At 61.1% G+C, this 23,627-nt stretch carries 19 protein-coding genes; 16 read left to right on the top strand and 3 right to left on the bottom strand.

The annotated features are described in order from the left end of the window. Nucleotides 1-100: 100 nt before the first annotated feature. Together M0D69_RS38675 and M0D69_RS38670 are read right to left on the bottom strand one after the other, a co-directional pair. Entirely contained in the window at nt 101-1,276 is a 1,176-nt protein-coding gene (locus M0D69_RS38675) for an FAD-binding oxidoreductase (protein ID WP_301787081.1), read from the bottom strand. Between the two features lie 55 nt (nt 1,277-1,331). Continuing rightward, a complete protein-coding gene (locus tag M0D69_RS38670; RefSeq protein ID WP_301787080.1) occupies nt 1,332-2,492 on the bottom strand; it encodes a branched-chain amino acid ABC transporter substrate-binding protein in 1,161 nt (386 codons plus the stop codon). Nucleotides 2,493-3,258: 766 nt separating this feature from the next. Here M0D69_RS38670 and M0D69_RS38665 point away from each other — a divergent pair. The 11 genes from M0D69_RS38665 (at nt 3,259) to M0D69_RS38615 (ending at nt 16,694) form a co-directional block, all read left to right on the top strand. After that, complete coding sequence (locus tag M0D69_RS38665; protein WP_301787079.1) at nt 3,259-4,797, top strand: carbohydrate porin; 1,539 nt, start codon at nt 3,259-3,261, stop codon at nt 4,795-4,797. A 51-nt stretch (nt 4,798-4,848) separates the two neighbouring features. Then, nucleotides 4,849-5,973, top strand: a complete 1,125-nt coding sequence (locus M0D69_RS38660; RefSeq protein WP_301787078.1) for a hypothetical protein — start codon at nt 4,849-4,851, stop codon at nt 5,971-5,973. Between the two features lie 31 nt (nt 5,974-6,004). Next, complete coding sequence (efeB, locus tag M0D69_RS38655; protein WP_301787077.1) at nt 6,005-7,285, top strand: iron uptake transporter deferrochelatase/peroxidase subunit; 1,281 nt, start codon at nt 6,005-6,007, stop codon at nt 7,283-7,285. A 93-nt stretch (nt 7,286-7,378) separates the two neighbouring features. Beyond that, nucleotides 7,379-8,404 (top strand): iron ABC transporter substrate-binding protein, encoded by a 1,026-nt coding sequence (locus tag M0D69_RS38650; protein ID WP_301787076.1) that lies wholly within the window; start codon nt 7,379-7,381, stop codon nt 8,402-8,404. Nucleotides 8,405-8,428: 24 nt separating this feature from the next. After that, on the top strand, nt 8,429-10,072 hold the full coding sequence (locus M0D69_RS38645; protein WP_301787075.1) for an iron ABC transporter permease: 1,644 nt from the start codon (nt 8,429-8,431) through the stop codon (nt 10,070-10,072). A gap of 6 nt (nt 10,073-10,078) precedes the next feature. Then, entirely contained in the window at nt 10,079-11,140 is a 1,062-nt protein-coding gene (locus tag M0D69_RS38640) for an ABC transporter ATP-binding protein (RefSeq protein ID WP_301787074.1), read from the top strand. A gap of 79 nt (nt 11,141-11,219) precedes the next feature. Beyond that, nucleotides 11,220-11,651: a MarR family winged helix-turn-helix transcriptional regulator gene (locus M0D69_RS38635; RefSeq protein ID WP_301787073.1), complete on the top strand. Its 432-nt coding sequence runs from the start codon at nt 11,220-11,222 to the stop codon at nt 11,649-11,651. Nucleotides 11,652-11,818: 167 nt separating this feature from the next. Further along, a complete protein-coding gene (locus tag M0D69_RS38630) occupies nt 11,819-13,006 on the top strand; it encodes a thiolase family protein (protein ID WP_301787072.1) in 1,188 nt (395 codons plus the stop codon). A gap of 313 nt (nt 13,007-13,319) precedes the next feature. Continuing rightward, the gene (locus tag M0D69_RS38625) at nt 13,320-13,793 is read left to right on the top strand and encodes a hypothetical protein (protein ID WP_301787071.1); all 474 of its coding nucleotides are present in this window, start codon (nt 13,320-13,322) and stop codon (nt 13,791-13,793) included. Between the two features lie 542 nt (nt 13,794-14,335). Continuing rightward, a complete protein-coding gene (gene msrB / locus M0D69_RS38620) occupies nt 14,336-14,848 on the top strand; it encodes a peptide-methionine (R)-S-oxide reductase MsrB (RefSeq protein WP_301787070.1) in 513 nt (170 codons plus the stop codon). A gap of 37 nt (nt 14,849-14,885) precedes the next feature. After that, entirely contained in the window at nt 14,886-16,694 is a 1,809-nt protein-coding gene (locus tag M0D69_RS38615; protein WP_301787069.1) for a cytochrome c biogenesis protein DipZ, read from the top strand. Between the two features lie 18 nt (nt 16,695-16,712). On the opposite strand, the gene M0D69_RS38610 is transcribed toward M0D69_RS38615, so the two are convergent. Further along, complete coding sequence (locus tag M0D69_RS38610; protein WP_301787068.1) at nt 16,713-17,417, bottom strand: methyltransferase; 705 nt, start codon at nt 17,415-17,417, stop codon at nt 16,713-16,715. A gap of 455 nt (nt 17,418-17,872) precedes the next feature. On the opposite strand from M0D69_RS38610, the gene M0D69_RS38605 reads away from it, so the two are divergent. The 5 genes from M0D69_RS38605 to M0D69_RS38585 all read left to right on the top strand — a co-directional run bounded on the left by M0D69_RS38605 (nt 17,873) and on the right by M0D69_RS38585 (nt 23,490). Beyond that, nucleotides 17,873-18,892, top strand: a complete 1,020-nt coding sequence (locus tag M0D69_RS38605) for a LacI family DNA-binding transcriptional regulator (RefSeq protein WP_301787067.1) — start codon at nt 17,873-17,875, stop codon at nt 18,890-18,892. Between the two features lie 2 nt (nt 18,893-18,894). Beyond that, nucleotides 18,895-20,382, top strand: a complete 1,488-nt coding sequence (locus M0D69_RS38600) for a sugar ABC transporter ATP-binding protein (RefSeq protein WP_301787066.1) — start codon at nt 18,895-18,897, stop codon at nt 20,380-20,382. After that, nucleotides 20,363-21,379, top strand: coding sequence for an ABC transporter permease (locus tag M0D69_RS38595; protein ID WP_301787065.1), 1,017 nt, complete (start codon nt 20,363-20,365; stop codon nt 21,377-21,379). Before M0D69_RS38600 ends, M0D69_RS38595 begins: the two co-directional genes overlap by 20 nt. 63 nt (nt 21,380-21,442) lie before the next feature. Next, a complete protein-coding gene (locus tag M0D69_RS38590; protein WP_301787064.1) occupies nt 21,443-22,393 on the top strand; it encodes a substrate-binding domain-containing protein in 951 nt (316 codons plus the stop codon). 44 nt (nt 22,394-22,437) lie between these two features. Continuing rightward, on the top strand, nt 22,438-23,490 hold the full coding sequence (locus M0D69_RS38585; RefSeq protein WP_301787063.1) for a sugar phosphate isomerase/epimerase: 1,053 nt from the start codon (nt 22,438-22,440) through the stop codon (nt 23,488-23,490). Nucleotides 23,491-23,627 lie beyond the last annotated feature (137 nt).

Below are 23,627 nucleotides of genomic sequence, written 5' to 3'. Positions count from 1 at the left end.
GATGCTGGCAGTCTCCTGCCAAATGACCGTTTACACAAAACTAATTACACCCCCCCCCGACCAACGAGCGCCAGCGCCCCCTCCCAGTGCGAACGAAAAATCAAACCACATTCTTCTCCACGATCGGCTCATTCGCCAACACGCGATCAAAGCTCAGCGCCGACAAATCCAGCGTCGTATACCTACCGTGCAAAATCAGCTCGCTCACACCACGCCCGGTCGCGGGACCTTGCTGCAATCCATGCCCGCTAAACCCATTAGCAAAAATACAATTCGACACCGCCGGATGGCCCCCAATAATCGCGTTCTGATCCAGCACGTTGTATTCGTAATACCCCGACCACGAAGTCTGCACCCGCAACGCTTCAAACTCCGGCACCCGAGCAGCGAGCGCCGGCCAGATAACGTCATCGAAAAGCTCGTGATCCACTTCCGATAACGGCAGATCATCAAAATCGCGATCCGCCCCCGGCGATACCCCGCAAATATAAGTCTCACCTTCGGGCCGCCAATACACGCCGCTAGGATCAATGACCAACGGACATCGCGCCAGCCGCGCCGGCGATTTGAAATTGAAAATGCTCCGGCGCCGCGCATAAACCGGCAAATCGATACCCAGCATCTCCGCAATTTTGCGCGACCACGCACCAGCCGCATTGACCATCATGTCGCAATCGAAGCGCTGGCCATCGTGCGTCAACACCGCCTGGACACGGTCGCCTTCCCGCACGATCCCGGTCACATCCGCCGCCACATAACGCGCACCCAGCGATTGCGCTTTCTTGCGAAATGCCTGCACGAGACCATAACCGTCGAACCAGCCTTCACCGCTCGCGCCGTACGCGCCGGCCGCGAGGTCATCGGTATGAAGCCACGGGAAAGTGGCTTTCAGCGAGGGTTTATCGAGGAAACGAATATCTGCGCCAAGACTCGTCTGCAACGCATGATTCTCGCGCAACGTGCTCAAGCCCCGGGGCGTCGCGAGAAACAGATAACCGCCTTCATGCAAATCGATGGAAGGCGCAACTCCATCCACCGCCAGCCGCTCGCCGATGGACCGCAAGAACTCGATCCCATACAGCGACATCTGCACGGACAGCGGCGTGGAAAATTGTTGCCGGATCGACGCCGCCGATAAAGCCGACGAAGCCCGCGCGTAACTCGGATCGCGCTCGATCACGGTCACGCCGACGCCCTGATCCGCCGCCCGCAAGAAATACGCGATCGCACTGCCGATCACGCCGCCCCCCACTACCACTACGTGCTGCGACTTCAACGTGTTGTCTCCAGAATGCGCGCAGCGCAAACACGCGCCGCGCGCCGGTCAAAAATTACGTTCCGCTTTTGGTCACGACCGGCACCCATGCGCCGCTCTTGACCTGATACATGGTCGACGAAGCATTCTTCAACGCGCCGGTACTGTCGAAGGCAATCGTACCCGTAATGCCCGGGAACGAAATAGCCTTCAGCATCGGACGATACACCTTCGGATCGACGGAATTGGCCTTCTGCATGGCGTTGATCGCCGCCCACGCAGCGTCATAACCGAACGGCGCATACGAGAGAATCGCCACGCCGAAACGCTTCTGGAATTTCTCGGAGAACGCCTTGCCTTGCGGCAGTTTCTCGAGCGGACTGCCGTATTCCCACGCCATCGCGCCTTCGGCTGCATCGCCGGCAAGCTTCAGGAAGTCCGCGTCCATCACGCCGCCGCCGCCCACGAACTGCGCACTGATGCCAAGCTGCTTCATCCGTTTCGCCACCGCGGCCGCTTGCCGGTCGAGGCCGCCGAAGAAGATCAGGTCGGTGCCCACACCCTTCAACGCCGTGAGCTGCGCGCTGAAATCGACGGTCTGGTTGTCGCTGTATTGACGCGCGACGATCGAGCCGCCCGCCGCTTTCACGGCTTTCTCGAACTCGTCGGCTTCGCCTTGGCCGAAGGCCGTGCGGTCGTCGATGATCGAGATCTTCTTCGCCTTCGTCACAGTCACCGCGTAGGTCCCGGCGGTGCCGGCGTTCTGGGCGTCGCTGGAAATGACGGTGAAGACGTTGTCGAAACCTCGCTGCGTGATGGTCGGGTTGGTCGCGGCGGGATCGATAATCGGAATGCCGGCGGTCTGATAGACCTGCGACGCCGGAATCGTCGTGCCCGAGTTGAAGTGACCGACCACAACGGCCACGCCCGCATCGACGAGTTTTTGCGCCGCCTGCACACCGATCCGCGGGTCGGCCTGGTCGTCTTCAGCCTGAATCACGAAGTTGGCGGTCTTGCCGCCGATCTGGATCTTCTTCGCGTTCGCTTCATCCAGCGCGAGTTGCACGCCGTTCTGCAAATCCTTCCCATAACCAGCGTTCGCGCCCGTGAGCGGCGCGGCAAAGCCGACCTTGATATCAAGCGTGTCGGCCACGGCGGACAGCGGCAACGCGCTCAAGGCGGTTGCAGCGCACGCGAGAATCCAGGCAAGCGGTTTGAGGCTTGTTCGAAGATGCATTTTTATTCTCCTTCGGTTGGACAGGTCCGGCGAGCAGGGCGGTTGGGTTTCGCTTTTGCTTTTGCTTTCGCGTTTTGGTTTTAGCTACATGTTTTTCAACTCCGTTTCCCGATACACGACTGCACCACGGCGAGCACGCTGTGAGCAAGACGGGATTTGCCCGTGCGCGCCGTCATTATCGTGTGGACGAAAAACTGGTTGAGGCCGTTTGTACGAACTCGCTGGTGACCAGCGGGCAAATGCAATTTAGAAAGCCAAATTAGCTGCGTCTTGGCAGTTCGTCGCATCGGCGATGCGGATTTCGGCATAGCGGGTTTAAGCCGATTGCCCAAGCTCGCTTAGCTGGCACTGCCGTCTCTATTGACATGCTCCGCGATTACCCCGATGTGCATGCGCGTGCCCCGCGCTTGATCCTGAAGATTGCAGCACAGACTTGACGGGGTTAATCAGCGCTTACAGACAATTACCTAGCAATCCGAATCTATCTAAAATATTACAAAATAATTTCAAAATAGACATGACAAAAGACATGAGAAATTGATTTCGTAAGGGTCACTTCATCTGCTTGTAATTATAATGAGAATCGTTCTCATTTATATTGACGTTCAAAGATGGCGTGGGTACGATTCGCTTCGCCGGTGCTTCTGGATGGTGGCCCGGAGGACGTTTCAGGGTGGCTGCGCGGTGACCACGCGCATCGTCGTAACGTCTTTAGAACAATCAACGCGGCGTGTCAGCAGCCGTCGCAACAAGACAGAGGATTTCGATGCAACCCGTCCAGCTCGCCCTGCGCGAACCGCGCGGTGAATCGCGACATGATTCACGCCTTGGCGCGACCTTGCGCGCTGCCATCAAGCGCCGTGCTGCTCCTTTTCGCCGGGCGGTGCTCGGTACCAGCCTGGCGTGGTTTGCGCTGGCGTCATCGGCGGCATTCGCTGCGGGTGCCGCCAACCCAGACGCAACGCCATCCGACACCCCCGAAGCGGACTTGAATATCCAGGCGCAACCGGCAGGTCAATGGACCGGCGTATGGACCCGCTCGACCCTGCTCGGCGACATGGGCGGCGTGCGCTCGTGGCTCGGCAAATACGGTGTGACGCTGCAGGCGACGGAAGTATCCGAATATCTCGACAATGTGCGCGGTGGTCTGAAAACCGGCGGCACCTACGACGGGTTGACCACGGTCACCCTCGGCCTCGATACCCAAAAGGCCTTCGGTTGGGAAGGCGGTACGTTCAACGCGAGCGCGCTGCAGATTCATGGCCGTAACCTGAGCCAGTACAACCTCGGGACACTGAACACCGCGAGCGGGATTGAAGCGCAGGACACCACGCGCCTCTGGGAACTCTGGTATCAGCAGTCCTTCCTGAACAAGCGCGTGGACGTGAAAGTCGGTCAGCAGAGTATCGACCAGGAGTTCATGGTCAGCTCCTACGCGGCCACCTTCGTCAACACCATGTTCGGCTGGCCCGGCCTGCCGTCGTACGACATGCCGTCAGGCGGTCCGGCGTATCCGCTGTCCGCACTCGGCGTGCGCGTGCGCGGGCAGATCACGCCGTCATTGACGGCGCTGGCCGGCGTGTTCGACGGCAATCCGCTCGGCAACAATCCCAACAATATCAGCGGCACGAACTTCAACCTGCATAACGGCGCGTTGTATATCGGCGAGTTGCAGTACGCCATCAACCAGCCGTCCGACGGGCAGATGGTCGGCGTGCCGCAGAGCGGCTTGCCGGGCACGTACAAGATCGGCGTCTGGTACAACAACGAACGTTTCGATGACCTGAGCACCGACAATACCGGGCTGTCGCTCGCCAATCCGCTGAGCACCGGCACGCCCCAATCGCACCACGGCAACTACAGCTTCTACGCGGTCGCCGACCAGATGATCTGGCGTCCCGACCCCGACGAGCCGCGCAGCATCGGCGTGTTTGCACGCGTGATGGGCGCGCCCGGTGACCGCAATCTGGTGAGCGTGAGCGCCAACGCGGGCATCGTGATGAAAGCGCCGTTCGCCGGCCGCGACAACGACAGCGTCGGCATTGGCATCGCGTATATCAAGGTCGGTAGCCATGCGCACGACCTCGATGTCGCGAACGCAGCGCTGAGCGGCGGCCCGTATGGCATACGCACCAGCGAAACCGCGGTCGAAGCGACCTATCAGTATCAGGTCACCCCGTGGTGGGTCATGCAGGGTGACCTGCAATACACCTTCAACGCAGGCGCCGGCCAGAATCCGAACGACGCCACCCAGCCGTTGCGCAATACCTTTGTGGTCGGCGTGCGCACCACCATTACCTTCTGATCGACGGGACACGTGACCATGAACCTGAACGCACGCACCCGGGGCATTTGCATGAAACACCTTATTTGTACCATCGCGTCAGCCGCTGTGCTCGCAAGCGGTCTTGCAGGCAGCATTGCGCACGCAGCGCCGATCGGTTTCCTCGAGACGCTGCATAAAAACACCACGCTCATCAACACGGTGCCGTCCAACGGCGACCAGAACCCGTATGCCGTCATGGTCGCGCCGGTGTCGGCGGGAACCGTCAAGCAGGGCGACGTGCTGGTTGGCAACTTCAATAACGCCGCGAACCTGCAAGGTACGGGCAGCACCATCGTCAACTATCACCCCGACACCAAAGAGTTGTCAGTGTTCGCCACCGTGCCGCGTGATCTGAAGGAATGTCCGGGCGGCATCGGCCTCTCCACCGCGATGACCATGCTGAAGTCGGGCTGGGTGATTATCGGCAGCACGCCGAGTAATGACGGAACAACCAACACCAAGGGCGCAGGCTGCCTGATCGTGCTCGACAGCCAAGGCAAGGTTGCATCGACCATCGTGAGTGCGAACATCAACGACCCGTGGGGCAACATGGCCGTGGTGGATAACGGCGATCACGCCACGCTGTTTCTGAGCAACGCGGGCTTTGGCGTGGGCGGCGCGGACGGCAATCCGCCGGTGTTCAAGCAGGCCACGATCCTGCGCCTCGACCTCGATATCCCGCAAGGCAAGCCGCCGGTGGTGAAGCAGGAAACGGTGATCGCCAGCGGTTTCGGCGCGCAGGCCGACAAGGGCGTGTTCCTGGTTGGTCCGACTGGCCTGGCGTTGTCGCCGGATCAGAAGCTGCTGTACGCGTCCGATGCCATCGGTAATCGCGTGACGGAAATCGACGACCCCATGACCCGTGATACCAGCGCGGGTGTTGGCCGCCAGTTGACCGCCGACGGTTTCCTGCATCGTCCGCTCGCGATGGTGACGGCGCCCAACGGTCACCTGCTGGTGACGAACGCGTTGAACGGTCAGGTCGTGGAAATCGATCCGGCGACGGGCAAGCAACTGTATGCACGCTGGATCGATACCGACAAGGCGCAATCGCCGCCGGGAAATGGCGACCTGTTCGGCATTGCAATGACACCGGAAGGCGACGGTTTCTATTACGTGCAGGACGATGTAAATACGCTGGTCCTGGCGAAATAAGCGAAATAAGCAAAGCAAAGCAGGCGACATCATGGCAAACGATCAAGATCCACCGCGCCGGCGCTTTCTGAAAGCAGGCGTCGCTGCGGGCGCGGCATTAGGCGCAGGTTCGGTCGCGCACGCCGCGACCAATACCCAACACAAGCAATTGAAGCAACCCGTCGACCCGATGCTCGCGGTCGAACCGTTTTTCGGCGAGCACCAGGCGGGCATCGTGACGCCCCAGCAGAGCCATACGTATGTGGCGGCGCTCGATCTCACGACTGATAAACGCGACGACGTGATCGGTCTTCTGAAGACATGGACAGACGCGGCCGCGCGTATGTCGCGTGGCGACACGGCCAAGCCTCTGCCTGCCGACGACAAAGCCGCACCCGATTCCGGCGATATCCTCGGCCTGGGTGCAGCGGGCCTGACGATCACGTTCGGTTTCGGTCCGGGGCTGTTCACGCATGAAGGTAAGGATCGCTACGGATTGGAGAAGCGCCGGCCGGCCGCGCTGGTCGACTTGCCGCGCTTCAATGGCGACCAGTTGCTGCCGCAGAAAACCGGTGGCGACATCCTGATCCAAGCCTGTGCCAACGACGCACAAGTTGCGTTCCACGCGGTTCGCCAACTCGCGCGCATAGGTTACGGCATCGTGACAATGCGCTGGGGTCAGGCGGGTTTCCTCTCCGGCCCGCGTGGCCAGACGCCGCGCAACCTGATGGGTTTCAAGGACGGCACGAACAATCCTTCGACGGCGCAACCCGCGTTGATGAATCAGTTCGTCTGGGCCAACGCGCCGGACGCGCCGTGGATGAATGGCGGCACGTACACTGTTGTGCGCCGTATTCGCATCACGCTGGAACACTGGGACTCCATGGAGCGCGGTTTCCAGGAACAGGTGATGGGCCGCGAGAAATACAGCGGTGCGCCGATCGGCAAGAAGAACGAATTCGATGCGCTCGATCTGGACGCCGCCGATAAAGACGGTAATCAGGTGATCCCTGAAAACTCGCACGTACGCTTGTCGAACCAGGCGACGAACAACGGTGCGCAGATCTTGCGCCGTTCGTATTCGTACAACGACGGCACCGATTTTTATATCGAACGTTGGCCGCCGTGGCGTCAGGAAACCGAGTACGACGCGGGGCTGATTTTCGTCGCGCATCAAAGCGATCCGCGCACGGGTTTTATTCCGATCAACGACCGGCTCGCGAAGTTCGACATGATGAATCAGTTCACCACGCATGTGGGCAGCGCGGTGTTTGCGTGTCCGCCGGGCGTGCGGCCGGGTTCGTTTATCGGTGCGGGGCTGTTCGAAGCCTGATCGGAAGAAGGCTCAGGCAAACTGAAGCGCGCTGAAGCAATAAAGCACACGCCGGCGATGAGCCGGCGCATCACAACAAAAGGAATGACTGCAATGAAGACGACACGCTCCCTGCCCGTGCTGCGCACGCTTTGCGGCATCGCGGTGCTGGCTGCCGCCGCGGCGTTGCCGCTGAACTCGGAAGCGGCGACGCTGACTTTGTACAACGCACAACACGAGCAGGTCGTGGCCGCGTTGGCGAAGGACTTCGAGAAGCAGACCGGCGTTTCGATGAAGATCCGCAACGGCGAAGGTCCGGCCATGGCCGCGCAACTGGTAGCGGAAGGATCGGCTTCTCCCGCCGATATTTACTTCACCGAGAACTCGCCCGAACTGATGTTGCTGGACGAGAAGGGCCTGCTTGCGAAAACCGATGCGTCCACGCTTTCCACCATTCCTTCCCGCTACAACTCCCCGCAGGGCGACTGGGTTGGCGTGCTCGCGCGTGAAAACGTGCTGGTCTACAACACGAAGAAGATCGACGCGGCGCAACTGCCGGCATCGTTGATGGATCTGGCCAAGCCGGAATGGAAAGGCAAGGTCGGTATTGCACCGAGCGATGGCGATTTCCTGCCGGTGGTGAGCGCCGTGATCGCGATGAAGGGCGAAGCGGATGCGCTGGCATGGCTCAAGGGCCTGAAGAAAAACGCGCAGATCTTCGATGACGACGAAGGCGTGGTCGCGGCGGTGAATCGCGGCGGTGTGGCGACGGGCGTAGTGAACAACTACTACTGGGCGCGCTTGCACACGCAACTCGGCGACAGCGCCACCCGCAGTGCGATGTATCACTTCGGTAACGGCGATGTAGGCGCGCTCGTGAACATATCGGGCGCAGCGGTATTGAAGTCGAGCAAGAACCAGCAGGCCGCGCAGCAATTCCTCGCGTATCTTGTCAGCGAACGTGCGCAGGAGTTGATCGCGAAGGGCAAGATTGCGTACGAATATCCGCTGCATGCAGGTGTCGCACCTGACCCGATGCTCAAGCCTTTCGATCAGTTGAGCCCGCCGTCGCTTACCATCGAACAACTCGGCGACGACAGCAAAGCCGCGAAGCTGATGCGTCAGGCAGGATTACTCTAAGCGGTTGAATAAGCGTATGAACGTATGAGCGATGTAGCGAAGGCGGTTGGCGTGTCCGCGCTGCCTGAACCCCGCAGCCGCAAACCCGCGCCGCGGGGTTTGCTCGTGGCGGCGGGATTGTGCGCGCTGCTGGTGCTGATGCCGCTCGCCTTCACGGTGTATCGCGCGGTGACGTTCGGCTGGGATGACGCCATCGAACTGATTTTCAGGCCGCTGGTGGGCGAACTGCTCATCAATACGCTGTCCATCACCGTGAGCGCGACACTCGTGGCGGGCTTGGTCGGTACGGCGGCGGCGTGGTTTATCGAACGAACGCGCTTGCCTGGGCGGCGTCTTTGGGCTGCCCTCACCGTCGCGCCGCTCGCCATGCCCGCGTTCATCACCAGTTACGCGTGGGTATCGCTGAGCCTGGATTTGCAGGACTTCGCGGGCGCGTTGCTGGTCATTTCCACCGCCTATTTTCCGCTCGTCTATTTGCCGGTCGCCGCTGCCTTGCGCGGCATGGACCCGGCGCTCGAAGAAAGCGCTCGCTCGCTGGGTTGCGGACGTCTTGGCGTGTTCGTGCGCGTGGTGTTGCCGCAATTACGGCCCGCGCTGTTCGGCGGAATGCTGCTGGTGGCGCTGGGTGTGCTCTCGGAATTCGGCGCGTTCACGCTGCTGCGTTTTCGCACCTTCACCACGCAGATCTACGCTGAATACAGAACCAGCTTCGACAGCAGCGGCGCATCGGTATTCGCGTGCATTCTTATCGCGATGTGCCTCTTCTGCCTCGCGCTGGAAATGCGCGTGCGCGGCAGGGCGCGGTATGAACGCCTCGATCGTGGCGTAAGGCGCGCGGCGTTGCGTTATGAACTCGGTACGTGGCGATGGGCGGTTGTCGCCGCCTTTGTCGTGTTGGCGATCGTGACGCTGGGCGTGCCTATCGGCATGATCGGTTTCTGGCTGACGCAAAGCGGTGCTGCCGCCATCACGCCGGCGGAAGTGTCGCCAGAACTTCTGCTCGAATCAACGTTCTCATCGATCGGTTATGGCTGCGCCGCTGCGGTTGTCACTACGCTTGCATGCGTGCCGCTGGCGTTCTTGCTGGTGCGTTTCCCAAGCCGGATTGCGACAACATTCGAACGCATCGTATTCCTCGCGCAAGGCTTGCCGAGCCTTGTGGTTGCGCTGGCGATCGTGTCGTTGGCTGTGCATGCGTTGAGGCCGTTGTATCAAAGCGCCGCGCTGCTGGTGGTCGCCTACGCCATTCTCTTTTTGCCGCTCGCGCTCGTCAGCGTGCGCGCGGCATTCACGCAAGCGCAGCCGCGTCTGGAAGAAACCGCGCGATCACTCGGCCTGAGCTGGCGGGAAACCGTGCGGCGTGTACTCTTGCCGCTGGCGGGTCCAGGCCTCGGCGCGGGCGCTACGATGGTCTTCATCTCGGTCGTCACCGAACTCAATTCCACGCTGCTGCTTTCGCCGAGCGGCACGCGTACGCTCGCCACTCAAGTCTGGATCGATACCTCCACGCTCGCATTTGCCGCTGCCGCGCCGTATGCCGCGTTGCTCGTGGGCATCTCGCTGGCGGCATCGATCGGGCTGTTCACGTTGCTCGGGCGATCGGCGGTAGACGGACGCGCGGCGGATTTAAAAGCAGGATTACAGGCCGGTTCGCCGCCTGACAAGTAAATCGATATGAGCGAACTTCGCGTTACCAGCCTGACCAAATCCTTCGATGGTCAACCCGTGCTTCATGGCATCGATTTATCGGTGGAACGGGGCACGTTGCTGGCTTTGCTTGGACCTTCAGGCAGTGGCAAAACCACGCTGTTGCGGGTGCTGTGCGGCTTCGAACGAGCAGACGGCGGCACCGTGGAGATCGACGGCGTGCGCGTGGCCGGGCCGGGCGTTCATGTGCCGTCCGAAGCGCGCCGGATCGGCTATGTGCCGCAGGAAGGCGCGCTGTTCCCCCACCTTTCCGTCGCCGATAACATTGTCTTCGGCTTGCCGCGGCAGCAGCGACGGGCGCGGTATCGGGTGGACGAATTGCTCGCGCTCGTCGGCCTGCCTGCCGCGTACGGCGACCGTCCGCCGCAAGCGTTATCCGGCGGACAGCAGCAACGCGTCGCGCTGGCGCGCGCACTTGCGCCGTCGCCATCGCTCGTGATGCTCGACGAACCATTTTCTTCCCTCGATGCCGCGTTGCGGATCGAAACCCGCGAAGCCGTGGCGAACGCGCTTGCTGCTACCGGCGCAACCGCGGTGCTCGTCACGCACGATCAGGCCGAGGCGTTGTCGCTCGGGCACGAAGTCGCGGTGTTGTGGCGCGGCCGGCTGGTGCAGACGGATTCGCCGGAAGCGGTGTATCGGCGGCCGGTGTCGCGCGAGCTGGCGAGTTTTGTCGGCGATGCGGTGATCGTGGATGGATCGATCGATCGCGCGAATTCGAAGCAGGTGATATGCGAGTTCGGCACCTTGCCGATCGCGCGTGCAATGACCGCAAACGATGTCGATGTCTACGTGATGATCCGGCCGGAGCAGATCCGGATTGTTTCCGATCATCGTGGGGAAGGCGACGGCGTTGAGGCGGTGGTGGAGAAAGTCGTGTTTTATGGTCACGATGCCAGTGTCATGCTGCGCTCCGTTACCGGCGCGCGCGGCGTGCAGATTCGCGTGGCGGGACATTCGCATCCGCGTGTCGGCGAGCGCATCTCGCTGTCTGTCGAAGGCGATGTCGTGGCTTATCCCAAAGCGTAGATAGAAATAGGGCCGGTTGTCGCCGAAGCCCAAATTCTCGAACTTGACAAAGTGCATATGCACAAATATTATCAAATTCATGACTACCCCGAATCTCTCCTATCTCGATTGCAACTGTTTCGCCATTCGTCAGGCGGCGCGTTTTGTGTCGCAGCTGTATGAGCGCCACGTCAGCCAGGCGGGTGTGACGGCGGCGCAGTTCACGCTGCTCGCGGCAATCCACAGGCGTCCGGGCATGACCATGGCCGAACTCGCTGACGCCATGGTCATGGAGCGCACCACGCTCGTCCGCGCACTGAAACCGTTGCAGCGCGACGGGCTTGTCATCGCCGAGCAGCAAGACGCCAGCACGCGTGCAGTCGCGCTGCGCCTGTCGGACGCCGGCAAGAAAACGCTCGGCGAAGCCTCGGTGCAATGGCGCGAGGCACAAAAGGAATTCGAGGAAAAGTTCGGCCGGGAACGCGCCGGGGAACTGAGGAAGTCGCTGTTCGAATTGACATCGATGGAATAAAACAAGCGCCTGGCGCTATGCCGGGCGTTTTTTTGCCTCATAAAGTGCATATGCACGAAAGAGATTCTCATCGATAAAATCGGGCGCAATGTGGAGGCGTCGCTGTCGTCATCGTTGGCAGCGCCTGCTTATCTCACGCCCGTTCATTAACGCTGAAAGGACGAATCATGAGCCAACAACGTGAAATCGTGCTGTGTGAGCCGGTCAGAACCGCGATCGGCGCTTTCAACGGGACGCTGAAAGGCACGCCCGCGACGGACCTTGGAGCCGCGGTTATCCGTGAAACGCTGCAGCGTGCCGGCGTAGCGGGGCAAAGCGTGGATTCGGTCACATTCGGCAACGTGATCCAGGGCGGCAATCGAATGAATCCCGCGCGCCAGGCGGCCGTGAACGGTGGTTTGCCAGTCTCGGTGCCCGCGCTGACCGTGAACCGCGTGTGCGGATCGGGCGCGCAGGCGATCGTCTCGGCGGCCAATGAGATAGCCGCTGGCTTCACGCAACTCGCGGTGGCCGGCGGCATGGAAAACATGGACCGCGCGCCGTATCTGCTGGATAACGGCCGCTTCGGGTATCGGATGGGCAATGCGGAAATCCACGACAGCATGTTGCGCGACGGTCTGGACGATGCCTTCTCCGGCAAACATTCCGGCTGGCATACGGAAGATCTCGTGACGCAGATGGACATCACGCGCGAGGCGCAGGATCGATTCGCCGAGCGTTCGCAGCAACGTTTTGCCGCAGCCGAAGCGAAGGGTTTGTTCAAGGCGGAGATTGTCGGTCTGGAAGTGAAGGCGGGCAAACAAACCATCGTCTTCGATACCGATGAACAACCGCGCCCCGACACCACGCTCGCGACGCTGGCAAAGCTGCGTCCCGCGTTTCGCCCGGACGGCACGATCACGGCGGGCAACGCGCCGGGTTTGAACAGCGGCGCAGCGGCGATGCTGGTAGCCGACCGCGCGTTCGCCGAGCGCAAGGGGATCGCGCCTTCGGTGCGGCTGGTGGCTTACGGCATCGCGGCGGTCGAGCCGGGTATGTTCGGTCTCGGACCGGTGCCTGCCGTGCAGCAAGCGCTGGATCGCGCGGGCTGGAAATTAGGCGATCTCGAGCGCATCGAGATCAACGAAGCATTCGCTGCGGTGCCGATCGCGGTCGCGCGCAAACTGGGCTTGCCCGATGACGTGGTGAATCCCGAGGGCGGCGCGATTGCCCACGGTCACGCTATCGGCGCAACCGGTGCGGTGCTGGTCACGCGCCTCGCCCACGCGATGAAACGCGACGGCTTGAAAAGAGCGATGGTTACGCTGTGTATCGGCGGCGGGCAGGGTATTGCGCTGGCGCTGGAAAGCCTTTGAGTCAGGCTCGTTGCAGGCGGGTTGAACATGACGGTGCCCCGGAAGTACGAACATCCCGGCGCTGGCGCGAAGCGGATAATTCTTTGGTGCGCTGCGTCACGCTGATTCGCGAATCGCAGGTCGATCAATACCTTCGAAAAAACGCGGTCTAGCGCGCTAAGCAGGCGAATAATGCGAGAAGTTGGCGGATTAGAGCGATAGTCTTTCGCATGGGTGCGAGACGCGGACAGTAAGGTGAAAGCTCGTTTGGCGGCGCTTCGGAATTGGCTTCCGATCCGGGCGTCGCCATTCCCGTTTCCGGAGTGCACGAGCTATGAGAAGAATCCCCCTATCCGCCGGCATTGCCGTCCTGTTCTTGAACGCGAGCGCGCTGGCGCAGCAGCCGCTCGCCTTTCCGATGCGCAGCCAAAGCCCGTGGCAAACCAGTGTCGATACCGCCATGTGTTACAGCTACGCCAATCAACACACCGGCGTGAATATGGCGCGCCAGTCCCAGGCGCCTGAAAAGCCGAAGACGACGAAGCCTGCTGCGGTGCATCAGGTCGCCGTGGCGGCGCCGTTGCCATCGGCGATGGCGCCGGCGTCTGCACCGGTTGCGGCATCGATGGTCGAAGCGTCCGGGACTCCCAAGCCCGGCGTGGCTGCGGATGCTCGCGCTGCCGCGCACGCGAGTTCGACTTCCGCCGATGCCCCGATGCCCGCGTTGCCCCCGCCCGAGCCGCCAATGGTCCAGTATTGGCGCTCCTATAGCGAATGCATGACTGATCGTGGATATATGGTGCGGTGACGGAGGGGCGTCAGTGCTCAAAGTGACGTGAAGCCGTTTCCTGGTGCCCTGTTCAGGGCATCACCTCTTTCTTTGCCGTCAAAGCGCGCCATCAGATCCATCGGGTTTGATGGCGTCCGCTGAAATCCACATTCGTGCCCTAAGCATGTCAAGTCGATAACAACCGCGTTACGCTATATTTCATTAAATATAGCGATGAAAGCAATACGATGCGGGCGCTCATGGGCACGCATCCGAATACCGATCAGGGAATTTGATCGACCGCGTGTAACCCGCTGCGGCCCCGAGGCGAACTAGCTAACAGACGCGCAGTGAATGTTGGCGGTGCTAACACCTCGCCGCATTCAAGACCCGGTTGAAATGGGCCATACAACTTCGATATTCCTCACGATTTTCACGCTCCGACGGATTAAAGCTGTGATCGAAGTGTTTGCCTATTCGGATGCAGATGATGCAAAACCGCGATTCCCTGCAGCGACCCGGAAGCCGCCCGCACAAAGTACGGCATTCCTAAAAGAGCTAGTTTTGTTCAGGAGCACATCATGCACACCCGGCGCCGGTTTCTATTAGCAGGAAGCGTCCTGGCCGCAGCAACGTTTGCCACGTTCAATCAACGGCGCGTGTCAGGCGCGACCGCGCAAGGCGGCAAGGCCGATGAATCGTTCGAAGTCGTTCGTCCCGACGACGAGTGGCGCCGCATGCTGACTCCTGCGCAGTACAACGTGTTGCGGCACGAAGGCACCGAACGCCCCTACAGCAGTCCTTTGAACGGTGAACATCGCAGTGGCACGTTCGCATGCGCCGGCTGCCAGCTCGACCTCTTTTCGTCGCGCACGAAGTTCGACAGCCATACCGGCTGGCCCAGCTTCTGGGCGCCGCTCGACCACGCGATCGGCACGCACGAGGACATGTCTTTCGGCGTGTCGCGCACGGAGGTGCATTGCCGGCGATGTGGCGGCCACCTCGGTCATGTCTTCGATGACGGTCCCAAACCTACCGGGCTGCGTTATTGCATGAACGGCTTAGCGATGACTTTCGAACCTGCCGCGGTCTGAATACGCGCAGCTAAAACCCTTAAGAAATCTCACGCTCATGTTACTCATTGTCCTGGCTTATCTTGGCGGCGCGCTCACCATCCTGAGCCCCTGCATCCTGCCTGTGCTTCCCTTCGTGTTCTCGCGTGCGGATCAACCGTTCGTGCGTAGCGGCCTGCCTCTGCTTGCCGGCATGGCCATCACCTTCGCGGTAGTTGCGACGCTCGCCGCGGTAGGTGGCGGCTGGGTGACGCAAGCGAACCAGTATGGTCGCTGGCTTGCGGTCGCCTTGCTGGGGATCTTCGGCCTGACCTTGCTGTTGCCGAGTTTCGCCGAACGTCTGATGCGTCCGCTGGTCAGCGCAGGTAACCGGCTTTCCGAATTTGCCCAGGCCGATGGACAACAAGTGCGCGCGAGCTCATCGTTTCTGCTGGGCATTGCCACCGGGTTGCTCTGGGCGCCATGCGCCGGCCCGATTCTCGGCCTCGTACTGACGGGTGCAGCACTGCGCGGCGCAAACGTTGGCACGACGCTGCTGCTGGTCGCTTATGCGGCGGGTGCAGCGACATCGCTGGCGGTGGCCTTGCTGATCGGCGGCCGGGTGTTTGCCGCGATGAAACGCTCGCTTGGAGCAGGCGAGTGGATTCGCCGGGGTATCGGCGCTGCGATGTTGCTGGGTGTTGTCGCGATCTCATTGGGGCTGGACACCGGCGTGCTGGCGCGTGTATCGACGGTTGCAACGGGTGGCATCGAGCAGAAACTGGTGGACCGGTTTTCGGGCGGTTCTGTGCCTGCTAAGCCGGTGAACAATGACGCGGCCACGCCCGCCCAGACCACCACGGCAACCGACGCCGCCGCACCCGCGATGATGCGTGCAGCCGCGAGCGTCGAGGCGCCGCTGCCCGTGGAAGGCGAATTGCCGCCGCTGTCCGGCGCCATTCAGTGGCTCAATTCATCGCCGCTGACAGCGCAGGATCTGCGCGGCAAGGTGGTGCTCGTCGACTTCTGGACTTACTCGTGCATCAACTGTCTGCGCTCGCTGCCTTATGTGAAAGCGTGGGCGCAGAAGTATCGCGATCAGGGGGTGGTGGTGATCGGCGTGCATGCGCCGGAGTTTGCATTCGAGCGCAACGTGGACAACGTCAGGCGGGCGACGCACGATCTCGGCATCGACTATCCGGTTGCGATCGATAACAACTACGCGATCTGGCGTGCGTTCGGCAACCAGTACTGGCCGGCGCATTATTTCGTCGATGCCAAGGGGCAGATTCGCTTCCACCACTTCGGCGAAGGCGACTATGCGCATTCGGAACAGGTAATCCAGCAGTTGCTGGCAGAAGCCGGTCACGCGAGCGCCGCGGCGATGGTCAGCGACACTGCGGCAAAGGGCGTGCAAATGGCCGCCGATAACACCGACATGCTGTCACCGGAAACCTATGTGGGCTACGAGCGCGCGGAGAACTTTGCTGGCCGGGGCGGCGAGTCGCACGACCGGGTTCACGCGTATGCCGCGCCGGCGCAACTCGCGCTCAACAACTGGGGCCTGGCGGGTGCATGGAACGTGGGCGCGGAGCAAGCGACGCTCGCGGCATCGACGGGGACCATTGTGTATCGATTCCATGCACGTGACCTGCATCTCGTGCTGGGACCTGGAAAGGACAACAAGCCGGTGAGGTTTCGCGTCAGTATAGATGGCGCTGCGCCTGGCGACGCGCACGGTACGGATGTGAAGGCCGACGGCACCGGCACGGTGACCGAGCAGCGTTTATATCAACTGGTACGCCAGACGGGTGATGTAAAGGACCGCACCTTCACCATTGAATTCCTGGACCCGGGTGTCGAGGCGTATGCGTTCACGTTTGGGTGATTCGGTGCGCATGCGGCTTCATGCGTCGTTGAAACGGCAGATCAGAAGGCGGCCTTTATACGCGGCGGTATCGTCGAAGGCGATGCGATCCAGCCGTTCCTCGCGCATTTGAAAACCGCGTTCGCCCATTTGGCGGTTGAACGCGGCGCGATTACCGCGGTCGGGGTCCACGATCCAGACCTCGGCTGTAGACGATGCATGCAGTTCAATAAATGCAGCAAGCGTGGCGTTGGCATCGCGTTCATAGAGCAGATCGCTGCCCATGATCAGGTCATAGCGTCCATCGACGATGCGGCGTCCTGCTTCGTCTTTCAGGGTGTCTTCGAGCTCGGGGATGGACCAGTTGCCGTGCCGGTATTTCATGGCTGGCAGATGGTTCAGGCGCAGGTTTTCTTTCAGGAAGTCCGCGGTCAATGGATGACAATCGCTGGCAGTTACATCGGCGCCGCGCCGGTGGCCGACGAGACTTGCCAGCGCCAGTCCGCAGCCGATTTCGAGAATTCGTTCGCCGACCAGGACTGGCCGTAAGGCGAGGCGCGCGGCGAGGTGCGCGCCGGAAGGCCACAGCATGCCGAACAGCGGCCACATGGCGGAAGAGATGCCGATACGTTCGGCGTCGCCGGTGGGATCGGAGAATTGCTGAAGGTCTAGCAGCGAGCGGATGATCAGGTCGTCGACGCCCGCGACGGCGATGTTTTGTTGCTTGGTCAGGTAACCGGGCATCAAGGGGGCGCGGTGTTGGGCCGCGCTGGGGGAAGGGCGATTAGTATGCGCTCTTTTCTTCGTTCGCACTCGGGGTTGGTTTTTTGGGGGCTGTCGGCGCTCGTTGGGCTGGGGCAATGCCGGGTTGTTGCTGCTCAGGCTTGCGGTCGGTTTAAGTTAGTTATTCTATTTATCACTATTAGCCACCGTGCGTGGCCACTTTAGTGATAGAAAATACACCCCCTAACTCCCGCAGACCACTAACGCCGAAAGCACCAACCCGGCATCACCCCCGACCGCTAACCCCGGAACCTAGCAACCCGGCATCGACCTCGACCACCGCCCTAGCACCGGTCCCCGCCCAACCCCCACCCCGAGTGCGTACGAAATCCCCTCCGCGTTTGTCCCTATCGCAAACCTCCGCACTCACTTCAATAATGTAATCCATTACATTCGCGGGCAGCGAGTTGAAACAAATGACAGATTCGTTTCGCACCGCCGATGAAATCTCGATCTCCGACGTCGCGTTGAAAGCGGGCGTCTCCGTCGCAACGGTATCCCGCGTCCTCAACGGTCACACCAACGTCCGTGAACCCACCCGCGACAAGGTTCTCGCGGCAGTCGCGGCCAGCGGTTATCGTGTCAACGAACTCGCACGCAATTTGCGCACTGCGGAAAGCCGCATGCTGCTCACCATGGTTCCCGACTTCGGCAATCCGTTCTACGCGGCCATCGTGCGCGGCATCGACAGCGTCGCCCGCCAGAACGGCTATTTCATGCTGCTATGCGATACCGGCGCCGACCCCGGCCGCGAACGCAGCTACTTCGATTTACTCCGCGGCCGCCGCGCCGATGGCGCAATCTGCCTCGATCCCGCTGCCGTCCAACAAGCACTCGCCGAAGAAGCGGCCACGCTGCCATGGGTGGCGTGTTGCGAATTCGATCCCGAGGCGGGCGTGCCGTACGTGGGCATCGATAACTATCAAGCCGCCGGTGACGCCGTCCGCCACTTGCTCAGCCGGGGCCACCGGAAAATCGCGTTGATCAATTCGGGGCACGGATATTTATATAGCCGCCAGCGGGCGGAAGGGTATCGCGATGCGCTGAGCGCAGCCGGTATCGACGCCGATCCCGCCTGGCATATTGATCTCAATACCCTCGATTACGCCGCCGGCGAAAGCGCCGCACGCAAGCTGACCCGTCTGCGCCGGAACCGGCCAACGGCAGTATTCGCCGTATCTGACACACTCGCCATCGGCGTGATCAACGGACTGCGCGGCGCGGGCCTGCGCGTGCCGGACGACATGGCGGTGATGGGTTTCGACGATATCGCCGTCGCCGCGCAAATCGATCCACCGCTCACCACGGTCTCCCAACCCATGCGCGAACTCGGCGAAACGGCCGCGCGCCTGCTGCTCAAACGCCTGCGCGAACCGAACGCGCATGTGCCCGGCGTGCTCCTGCCGCACAAGCTGATGATACGAAGGAGCGCGTGATCATGAGCCTGGCCGTCAGCTTCGATAACATCGAAAAACAGTTCGGACCCGTTCGCGTGCTGCATGGCGTGAGCTTCAATCTCGCCCCCGGGCGCATCTACGGTCTGCTTGGCGAGAACGGCGCCGGCAAGTCGACGCTGATGAAGATCCTGGCCGGCTATGAACGCCCGACGGCGGGCACGGTGTCCATCGACGGTGTGCTCAAGACCTTCGACAGTTCTCGCGATGCCGAAGCCACAGGCATTGTGCTGATCCATCAGGAACTGAACCTCGCGGATCATTTGAGCATCGTGCAGAACATGTTTCTCGGTCATGAAAAACGGCGCGGTCTGTTCCTCGATGAACCCGCCATGCGCGAAGCGGCAACCGCGCGTCTCGCCGATGTCGGCCTGCACAAGCACCCGGATACAAGAGTGCGCGACCTGATCGTCGCGGAAAAGCAGCTCGTTGAAATCGCCAAGGCCATGCTGCGCGATGCACGCCTGCTGATCATGGACGAGCCGACAGCCACGCTCACGCCCGCTGAAACACAACGTCTGTTCGCCTTGATGGCGCGGTTGAAAGAAGACGGCGTGACCATCGTTTATATCTCGCACAAGCTCGATGAAGTCGAGCGCGTAACCGACGAAATCATTGTGATGCGCGACGGCCGCTTCGTCGCACGCGGGCCGACTGCGGAGACCACGCGCCGGCAGATGGCGAATCTGATGGTCGGGCGCGAGGTGTCCGACATGTTTCCCGACAAACCCGCGCTTGCCGCCGACGCTCACATCGTGTTCAAGGTCGATAACGCCTACGTGCCGGGCTGGGCGGAGAACGTGAGCTTCTCGGTACGGGCAGGCGAAGTGTTCGGTTTCGCGGGGCTCGTGGGCGCGGGACGCACGGAACTCTTCGAAGGCTTGATCGGCCTGCGGCCACGCACTGCGGGACGCATTACGCTCAACGGCGAGCACATCAACCCGCGCAATCCCCGTGACGCGATGAAACACGGCATCACGTACTTGAGCGAGGACCGGAAGGGGCGCGGCTTGCATGTCGACATGGCCTTGAAAGACAACCTCACGATGATGACGCTGGAGCGCTACGCGCATCCGCTGCTCGACGCTCAAGCGGAACGCGATGCGCTGAAAAAGGCGGTCGGCGACTTCGGTATCCGCACCGGCAATCTGGCGAGCCGCGCGCGCATGTTGTCGGGCGGCAACCAGCAAAAGCTCGCGCTCGCTAAATTCCTGCATCCCGATCCGCGTGTGGTTGTGCTGGATGAACCCACTCGCGGTGTCGATGTCGGCGCGAAACGTGACATCTATTTCCTGATCCACGCGCTTGCCGCCGAAGGCCGTGCGGTGATCGTAATTTCATCGGAACTGATTGAGCTGATCGGGCTGTGCCATCGCGTGGCGGTGATGCGCGCAGGCCAGCTAGTCGCCACGCTCGGCGAAGACCACCTGACTGAAGAGAGGTTGATCGCGCATGCGACCGGCACACACTGAAGGCGTTGAAGGATCGAGCCGCTTAGGCGGTTTCGCGCGGCGGCTGCACGGCGTCGGGCCGCTGCTCGGGCTGGTCGCGCTGTGCATTGGCGGCACGCTGCTGAACCCGGATTTCGCCACCTTCGACAACGCGATGAACGTCCTCACGCGAACCTCCTTCATCGGCATCATCTCGGTGGGGATGACCTTCGTGATCATCTCGGGCGGCATCGATTTGTCGGTTGGGTCGATGGCCGCGCTGATCGCGGGCAGCATGATCTGGATCATGAACGCGCTCGCACACGGCATGGGCGGATTCACCTTCGCGCCACTCGCCATCATTGCAATCGGCATCGTTTTAGCCCTTGTTTTAGGGGGTCTTTTCGGGTTGGCTCATGGCCTGCTCGTGACCAAGGGACGCATAGAACCGTTCATCGTGACACTGGGGACGCTCGGAATTTTTCGTGCAGTGCTGACCTGGCTCGCAGACGGCGGCGCGCTCACACTCGACAACAATTTGTCCGATCTCTATGGCCCGGTTTACTACGCGAGTCTCTTCGGCATACCTGTGCCTATCTGGGTGTTCCTCATCGTCGCGGCGGGCGGTGTGGTCGTGCTGAATCGCACGGTGTTCGGGCGGCATGTGCAGGCCATCGGCTCGAACGAACAGGTGGCGCGTTACGCGGCTATCCGCGTGGATAACGTGAAGATCGTCACGTATGTGCTGCTTGGGCTTTGCGTGGGTGTCGCGACCGTGCTGTACGTGCCGCGCCTCGGATCTGCAACGCCTACTACCGGCCTGCTGTGGGAGCTTGAAGCGATCGCGGCGGTGGTCGTCGGCGGGACCGCGCTCAGGGGTGGTGAAGGGCGTGTGATCGGCACGGTGATTGGCGCGATTCTGTTGTCGGTGATAGCGAACATCCTGAATCTCACCAGCATTATCAGCGTGTATCTCAATGCGGCAGTGCAGGGCGCCGTGATTATTTTCGTAGCGTTTTTGCAGCGTGGACGTCGTTGAAGTGTGTTCGAACCGTGCCCTGAAAATCCCGTCGGGCGCCCGTCATAACAATGGAGACACAGCATGAAAAACATTCTTCGCGCACTCGGCGCATTAACTTTGGCGGCGAGCGCCGTTTCGGCCATCGCCGCAGATAAAGTCACGCTCGGCGTAGCGATTCCGACCGCCACGCACGGCTTCACCGGCGGCATTGTATGGTGGGCCAACGAGGCTAAAAAGGAACTCGAAAAGGCGCATCCCGACCTGAAGATCATCATCAAGACGGCGGGTGGCGCGCCGGAACAAGCCAACCAGTTGCAGGACCTGGTGACGGTGAACAAGATCAACGCGCTGGTGATTTTCCCGTTCGAATCGGCGTCGCTGACGCAGCCGGTGGCGCAGGTCAAGAAGAAGGGCGTGTACGTGACGGTGGTGGATCGGGGACTGACCGATACCAGCGCGCAAGATGCGTACGTAGCGGGCGACAACACCGCGTTTGGCAAGCTGCCTGCGGAGTATCTGGCGAAGACGATGGACGGCAAGGGCGATATTGTCGCGTTGCGCGGCATCCCGACCACGCTCGATAACGAACGCTGGGCCGCGTTTGAATCGGTGATCAAGCAGCATCCCGACATGAAGATCCTCGACGCGAAATACGCCAACTGGAATCGCGACGATGCGTTCAAGGTGATGCAGGATTACCTCACGCGCTTCAAGCATATCGATGCAGTCTGGGCTGCCGACGACGACATGATGATCGGCGTGCTGAAGGCCATCGATCAAGCGAAGCGTACGGACATCAAGCAGGTGTTCGGCGGCGCAGGATCGAAGGAAGCGGTCAAGCGGATCATGGACGGCGACAAGCTGGTCCAGGCGGATGTTTCGTACTCGCCCAAGTTTATCTACGACGCCATCAAGCTCACCGCCGAAGCGCGTTTGAAGGGCGAGAATTTGCCGGCTACGACCATTATTCCTTCGGTGTTGATCACGAAGGACAACGCCAAGCAGTTCTACTATCCGAACTCGCCGTTCTGAGTTCTTAGCGACTTGAAGACTGATATGTTTGCGGATCGACGCTCATGAAAACCATCAAAGGCCCGGCCATTTTCCTGGCGCAGTTTCTCGGCAATGAATTGCCCTTCGACAACCTTGCGCATCTCGCGGGCTGGGCGAAGGGACTGGGTTACGAAGGCATTCAGGTGCCGTGCGATCCGCGGCTGATCGATCTCGAGCAAGCCGCGAAGAGCGATGCCTATTGTGATGACCTGCGTCGCGTAGTGGATGACGCTGGCGTGTGCATCACGGAGTTATCGACGCATTTGCAAGGGCAACTCGTCGCGGTCCATCCCGCTTACGACACGCTCTTCGACGGCTTCGCTGCAGCGCATGTTCGCGGCGATCCCAAGGCTCGCACGGCTTGGGCGATTGAGCAGGTCGGGTTCGCGGCGGCGGCGTCGAAGCGCTTGGGATTGAGTGCGCATGTCACGTTCTCGGGGGCGCTGGCGTGGCCTTATTTGTATCCCTGGCCGCAGCGGCCGCAGGGTCTGGTGGAAGCCGCGTTTGATGAACTGGCGCGGCGCTGGCGTCCTTTGCTGGACGCCTTCGATCAGGCTGGCGTGGATGTTTGCTACGAGCTGCATCCGGGTGAAGATTTGCACGACGGCGTGACGTTCGATCGGTTTCTTGCCGCGGTGGACAATCATCCGCGCGCAAACATTCTCTTCGATCCCAGTCACTTCATGCTGCAGCAACTGGACTACCTTCAGTTCATCGATATCTATCATGAGCGCATCAAGGCCTTCCACGTGAAGGATGCAGAGTTTCGCCCTAACGGTCGGCAGGGTGTGTACGGTGGCTATTCAGGCTGGGTGGATCGGGCGGGGCGGTTCCGGTCGCTTGGCGACGGGCAGATCGACTTCGGGGCGATCTTCTCGAAGATGGCGCAGTACGACTTTCAGGGCTGGGCCGTACTTGAATGGGAATGCGCGTTGAAGCATCCTGAGGATGGTGCGCGGGAAGGGGCGGTGTATATCCGCGAGCATATTATTCGCGTGGCGGATCGCGCCTTCGATGACTTCGCCGGAAGCGGCGCGAACGGTGAGGAGATACGGGAGGTATTGGGCGTTAAATGATCGTTCGCACTCGGGCTGGGGTTTGGGCGCGGTGCTAAGGAGTGGTTGGTGGTCGGAGGTGGTGCCGGGTTGCTGCTGCTTGGGCCTGCGGTCGTTATATGTTGGATGTTTTCTTTATCACTATTAGCCACTGTGCG

The organism is Caballeronia sp. SEWSISQ10-4 2, from assembly GCF_030464885.1.
In the GTDB taxonomy this organism is placed as follows: Bacteria; Pseudomonadota; Gammaproteobacteria; order Burkholderiales; family Burkholderiaceae; genus Caballeronia.
The sequence above is the reverse complement of the archived record's forward strand: the minus strand, read 5'-3'. Positions and strand labels throughout refer to the sequence as shown.

What these genes read in the sequence shown, in the direction of transcription:
- M0D69_RS38590 (WP_301787064.1), top strand. Translation starts at nt 21,443, where the DNA reads ATGAAAAACATTCTTCGCGCACTCGGCGCATTAACTTTGGCGGCGAGC.
- M0D69_RS38660 (WP_301787078.1), top strand. Translation starts at nt 4,849, where the DNA reads ATGAAACACCTTATTTGTACCATCGCGTCAGCCGCTGTGCTCGCAAGC.
- M0D69_RS38625 (WP_301787071.1), top strand. Translation starts at nt 13,320, where the DNA reads ATGAGAAGAATCCCCCTATCCGCCGGCATTGCCGTCCTGTTCTTGAAC.
- M0D69_RS38635 (WP_301787073.1), top strand. Translation starts at nt 11,220, where the DNA reads ATGACTACCCCGAATCTCTCCTATCTCGATTGCAACTGTTTCGCCATT.
- M0D69_RS38640 (WP_301787074.1), top strand. Translation starts at nt 10,079, where the DNA reads ATGAGCGAACTTCGCGTTACCAGCCTGACCAAATCCTTCGATGGTCAA.
- M0D69_RS38645 (WP_301787075.1), top strand. Translation starts at nt 8,429, where the DNA reads ATGAGCGATGTAGCGAAGGCGGTTGGCGTGTCCGCGCTGCCTGAACCC.
- M0D69_RS38650 (WP_301787076.1), top strand. Translation starts at nt 7,379, where the DNA reads ATGAAGACGACACGCTCCCTGCCCGTGCTGCGCACGCTTTGCGGCATC.
- M0D69_RS38585 (WP_301787063.1), top strand. Translation starts at nt 22,438, where the DNA reads ATGAAAACCATCAAAGGCCCGGCCATTTTCCTGGCGCAGTTTCTCGGC.
- msrB (WP_301787070.1), top strand. Translation starts at nt 14,336, where the DNA reads ATGCACACCCGGCGCCGGTTTCTATTAGCAGGAAGCGTCCTGGCCGCA.
- M0D69_RS38670 (WP_301787080.1), bottom strand. Translation starts at nt 2,492, where the DNA reads ATGCATCTTCGAACAAGCCTCAAACCGCTTGCCTGGATTCTCGCGTGC.
- M0D69_RS38600 (WP_301787066.1), top strand. Translation starts at nt 18,895, where the DNA reads ATGAGCCTGGCCGTCAGCTTCGATAACATCGAAAAACAGTTCGGACCC.
- M0D69_RS38665 (WP_301787079.1), top strand. Translation starts at nt 3,259, where the DNA reads ATGCAACCCGTCCAGCTCGCCCTGCGCGAACCGCGCGGTGAATCGCGA.
- M0D69_RS38630 (WP_301787072.1), top strand. Translation starts at nt 11,819, where the DNA reads ATGAGCCAACAACGTGAAATCGTGCTGTGTGAGCCGGTCAGAACCGCG.
- efeB (WP_301787077.1), top strand. Translation starts at nt 6,005, where the DNA reads ATGGCAAACGATCAAGATCCACCGCGCCGGCGCTTTCTGAAAGCAGGC.
- M0D69_RS38605 (WP_301787067.1), top strand. Translation starts at nt 17,873, where the DNA reads ATGACAGATTCGTTTCGCACCGCCGATGAAATCTCGATCTCCGACGTC.
- M0D69_RS38595 (WP_301787065.1), top strand. Translation starts at nt 20,363, where the DNA reads ATGCGACCGGCACACACTGAAGGCGTTGAAGGATCGAGCCGCTTAGGC.
- M0D69_RS38610 (WP_301787068.1), bottom strand. Translation starts at nt 17,417, where the DNA reads ATGCCCGGTTACCTGACCAAGCAACAAAACATCGCCGTCGCGGGCGTC.
- M0D69_RS38615 (WP_301787069.1), top strand. Translation starts at nt 14,886, where the DNA reads ATGTTACTCATTGTCCTGGCTTATCTTGGCGGCGCGCTCACCATCCTG.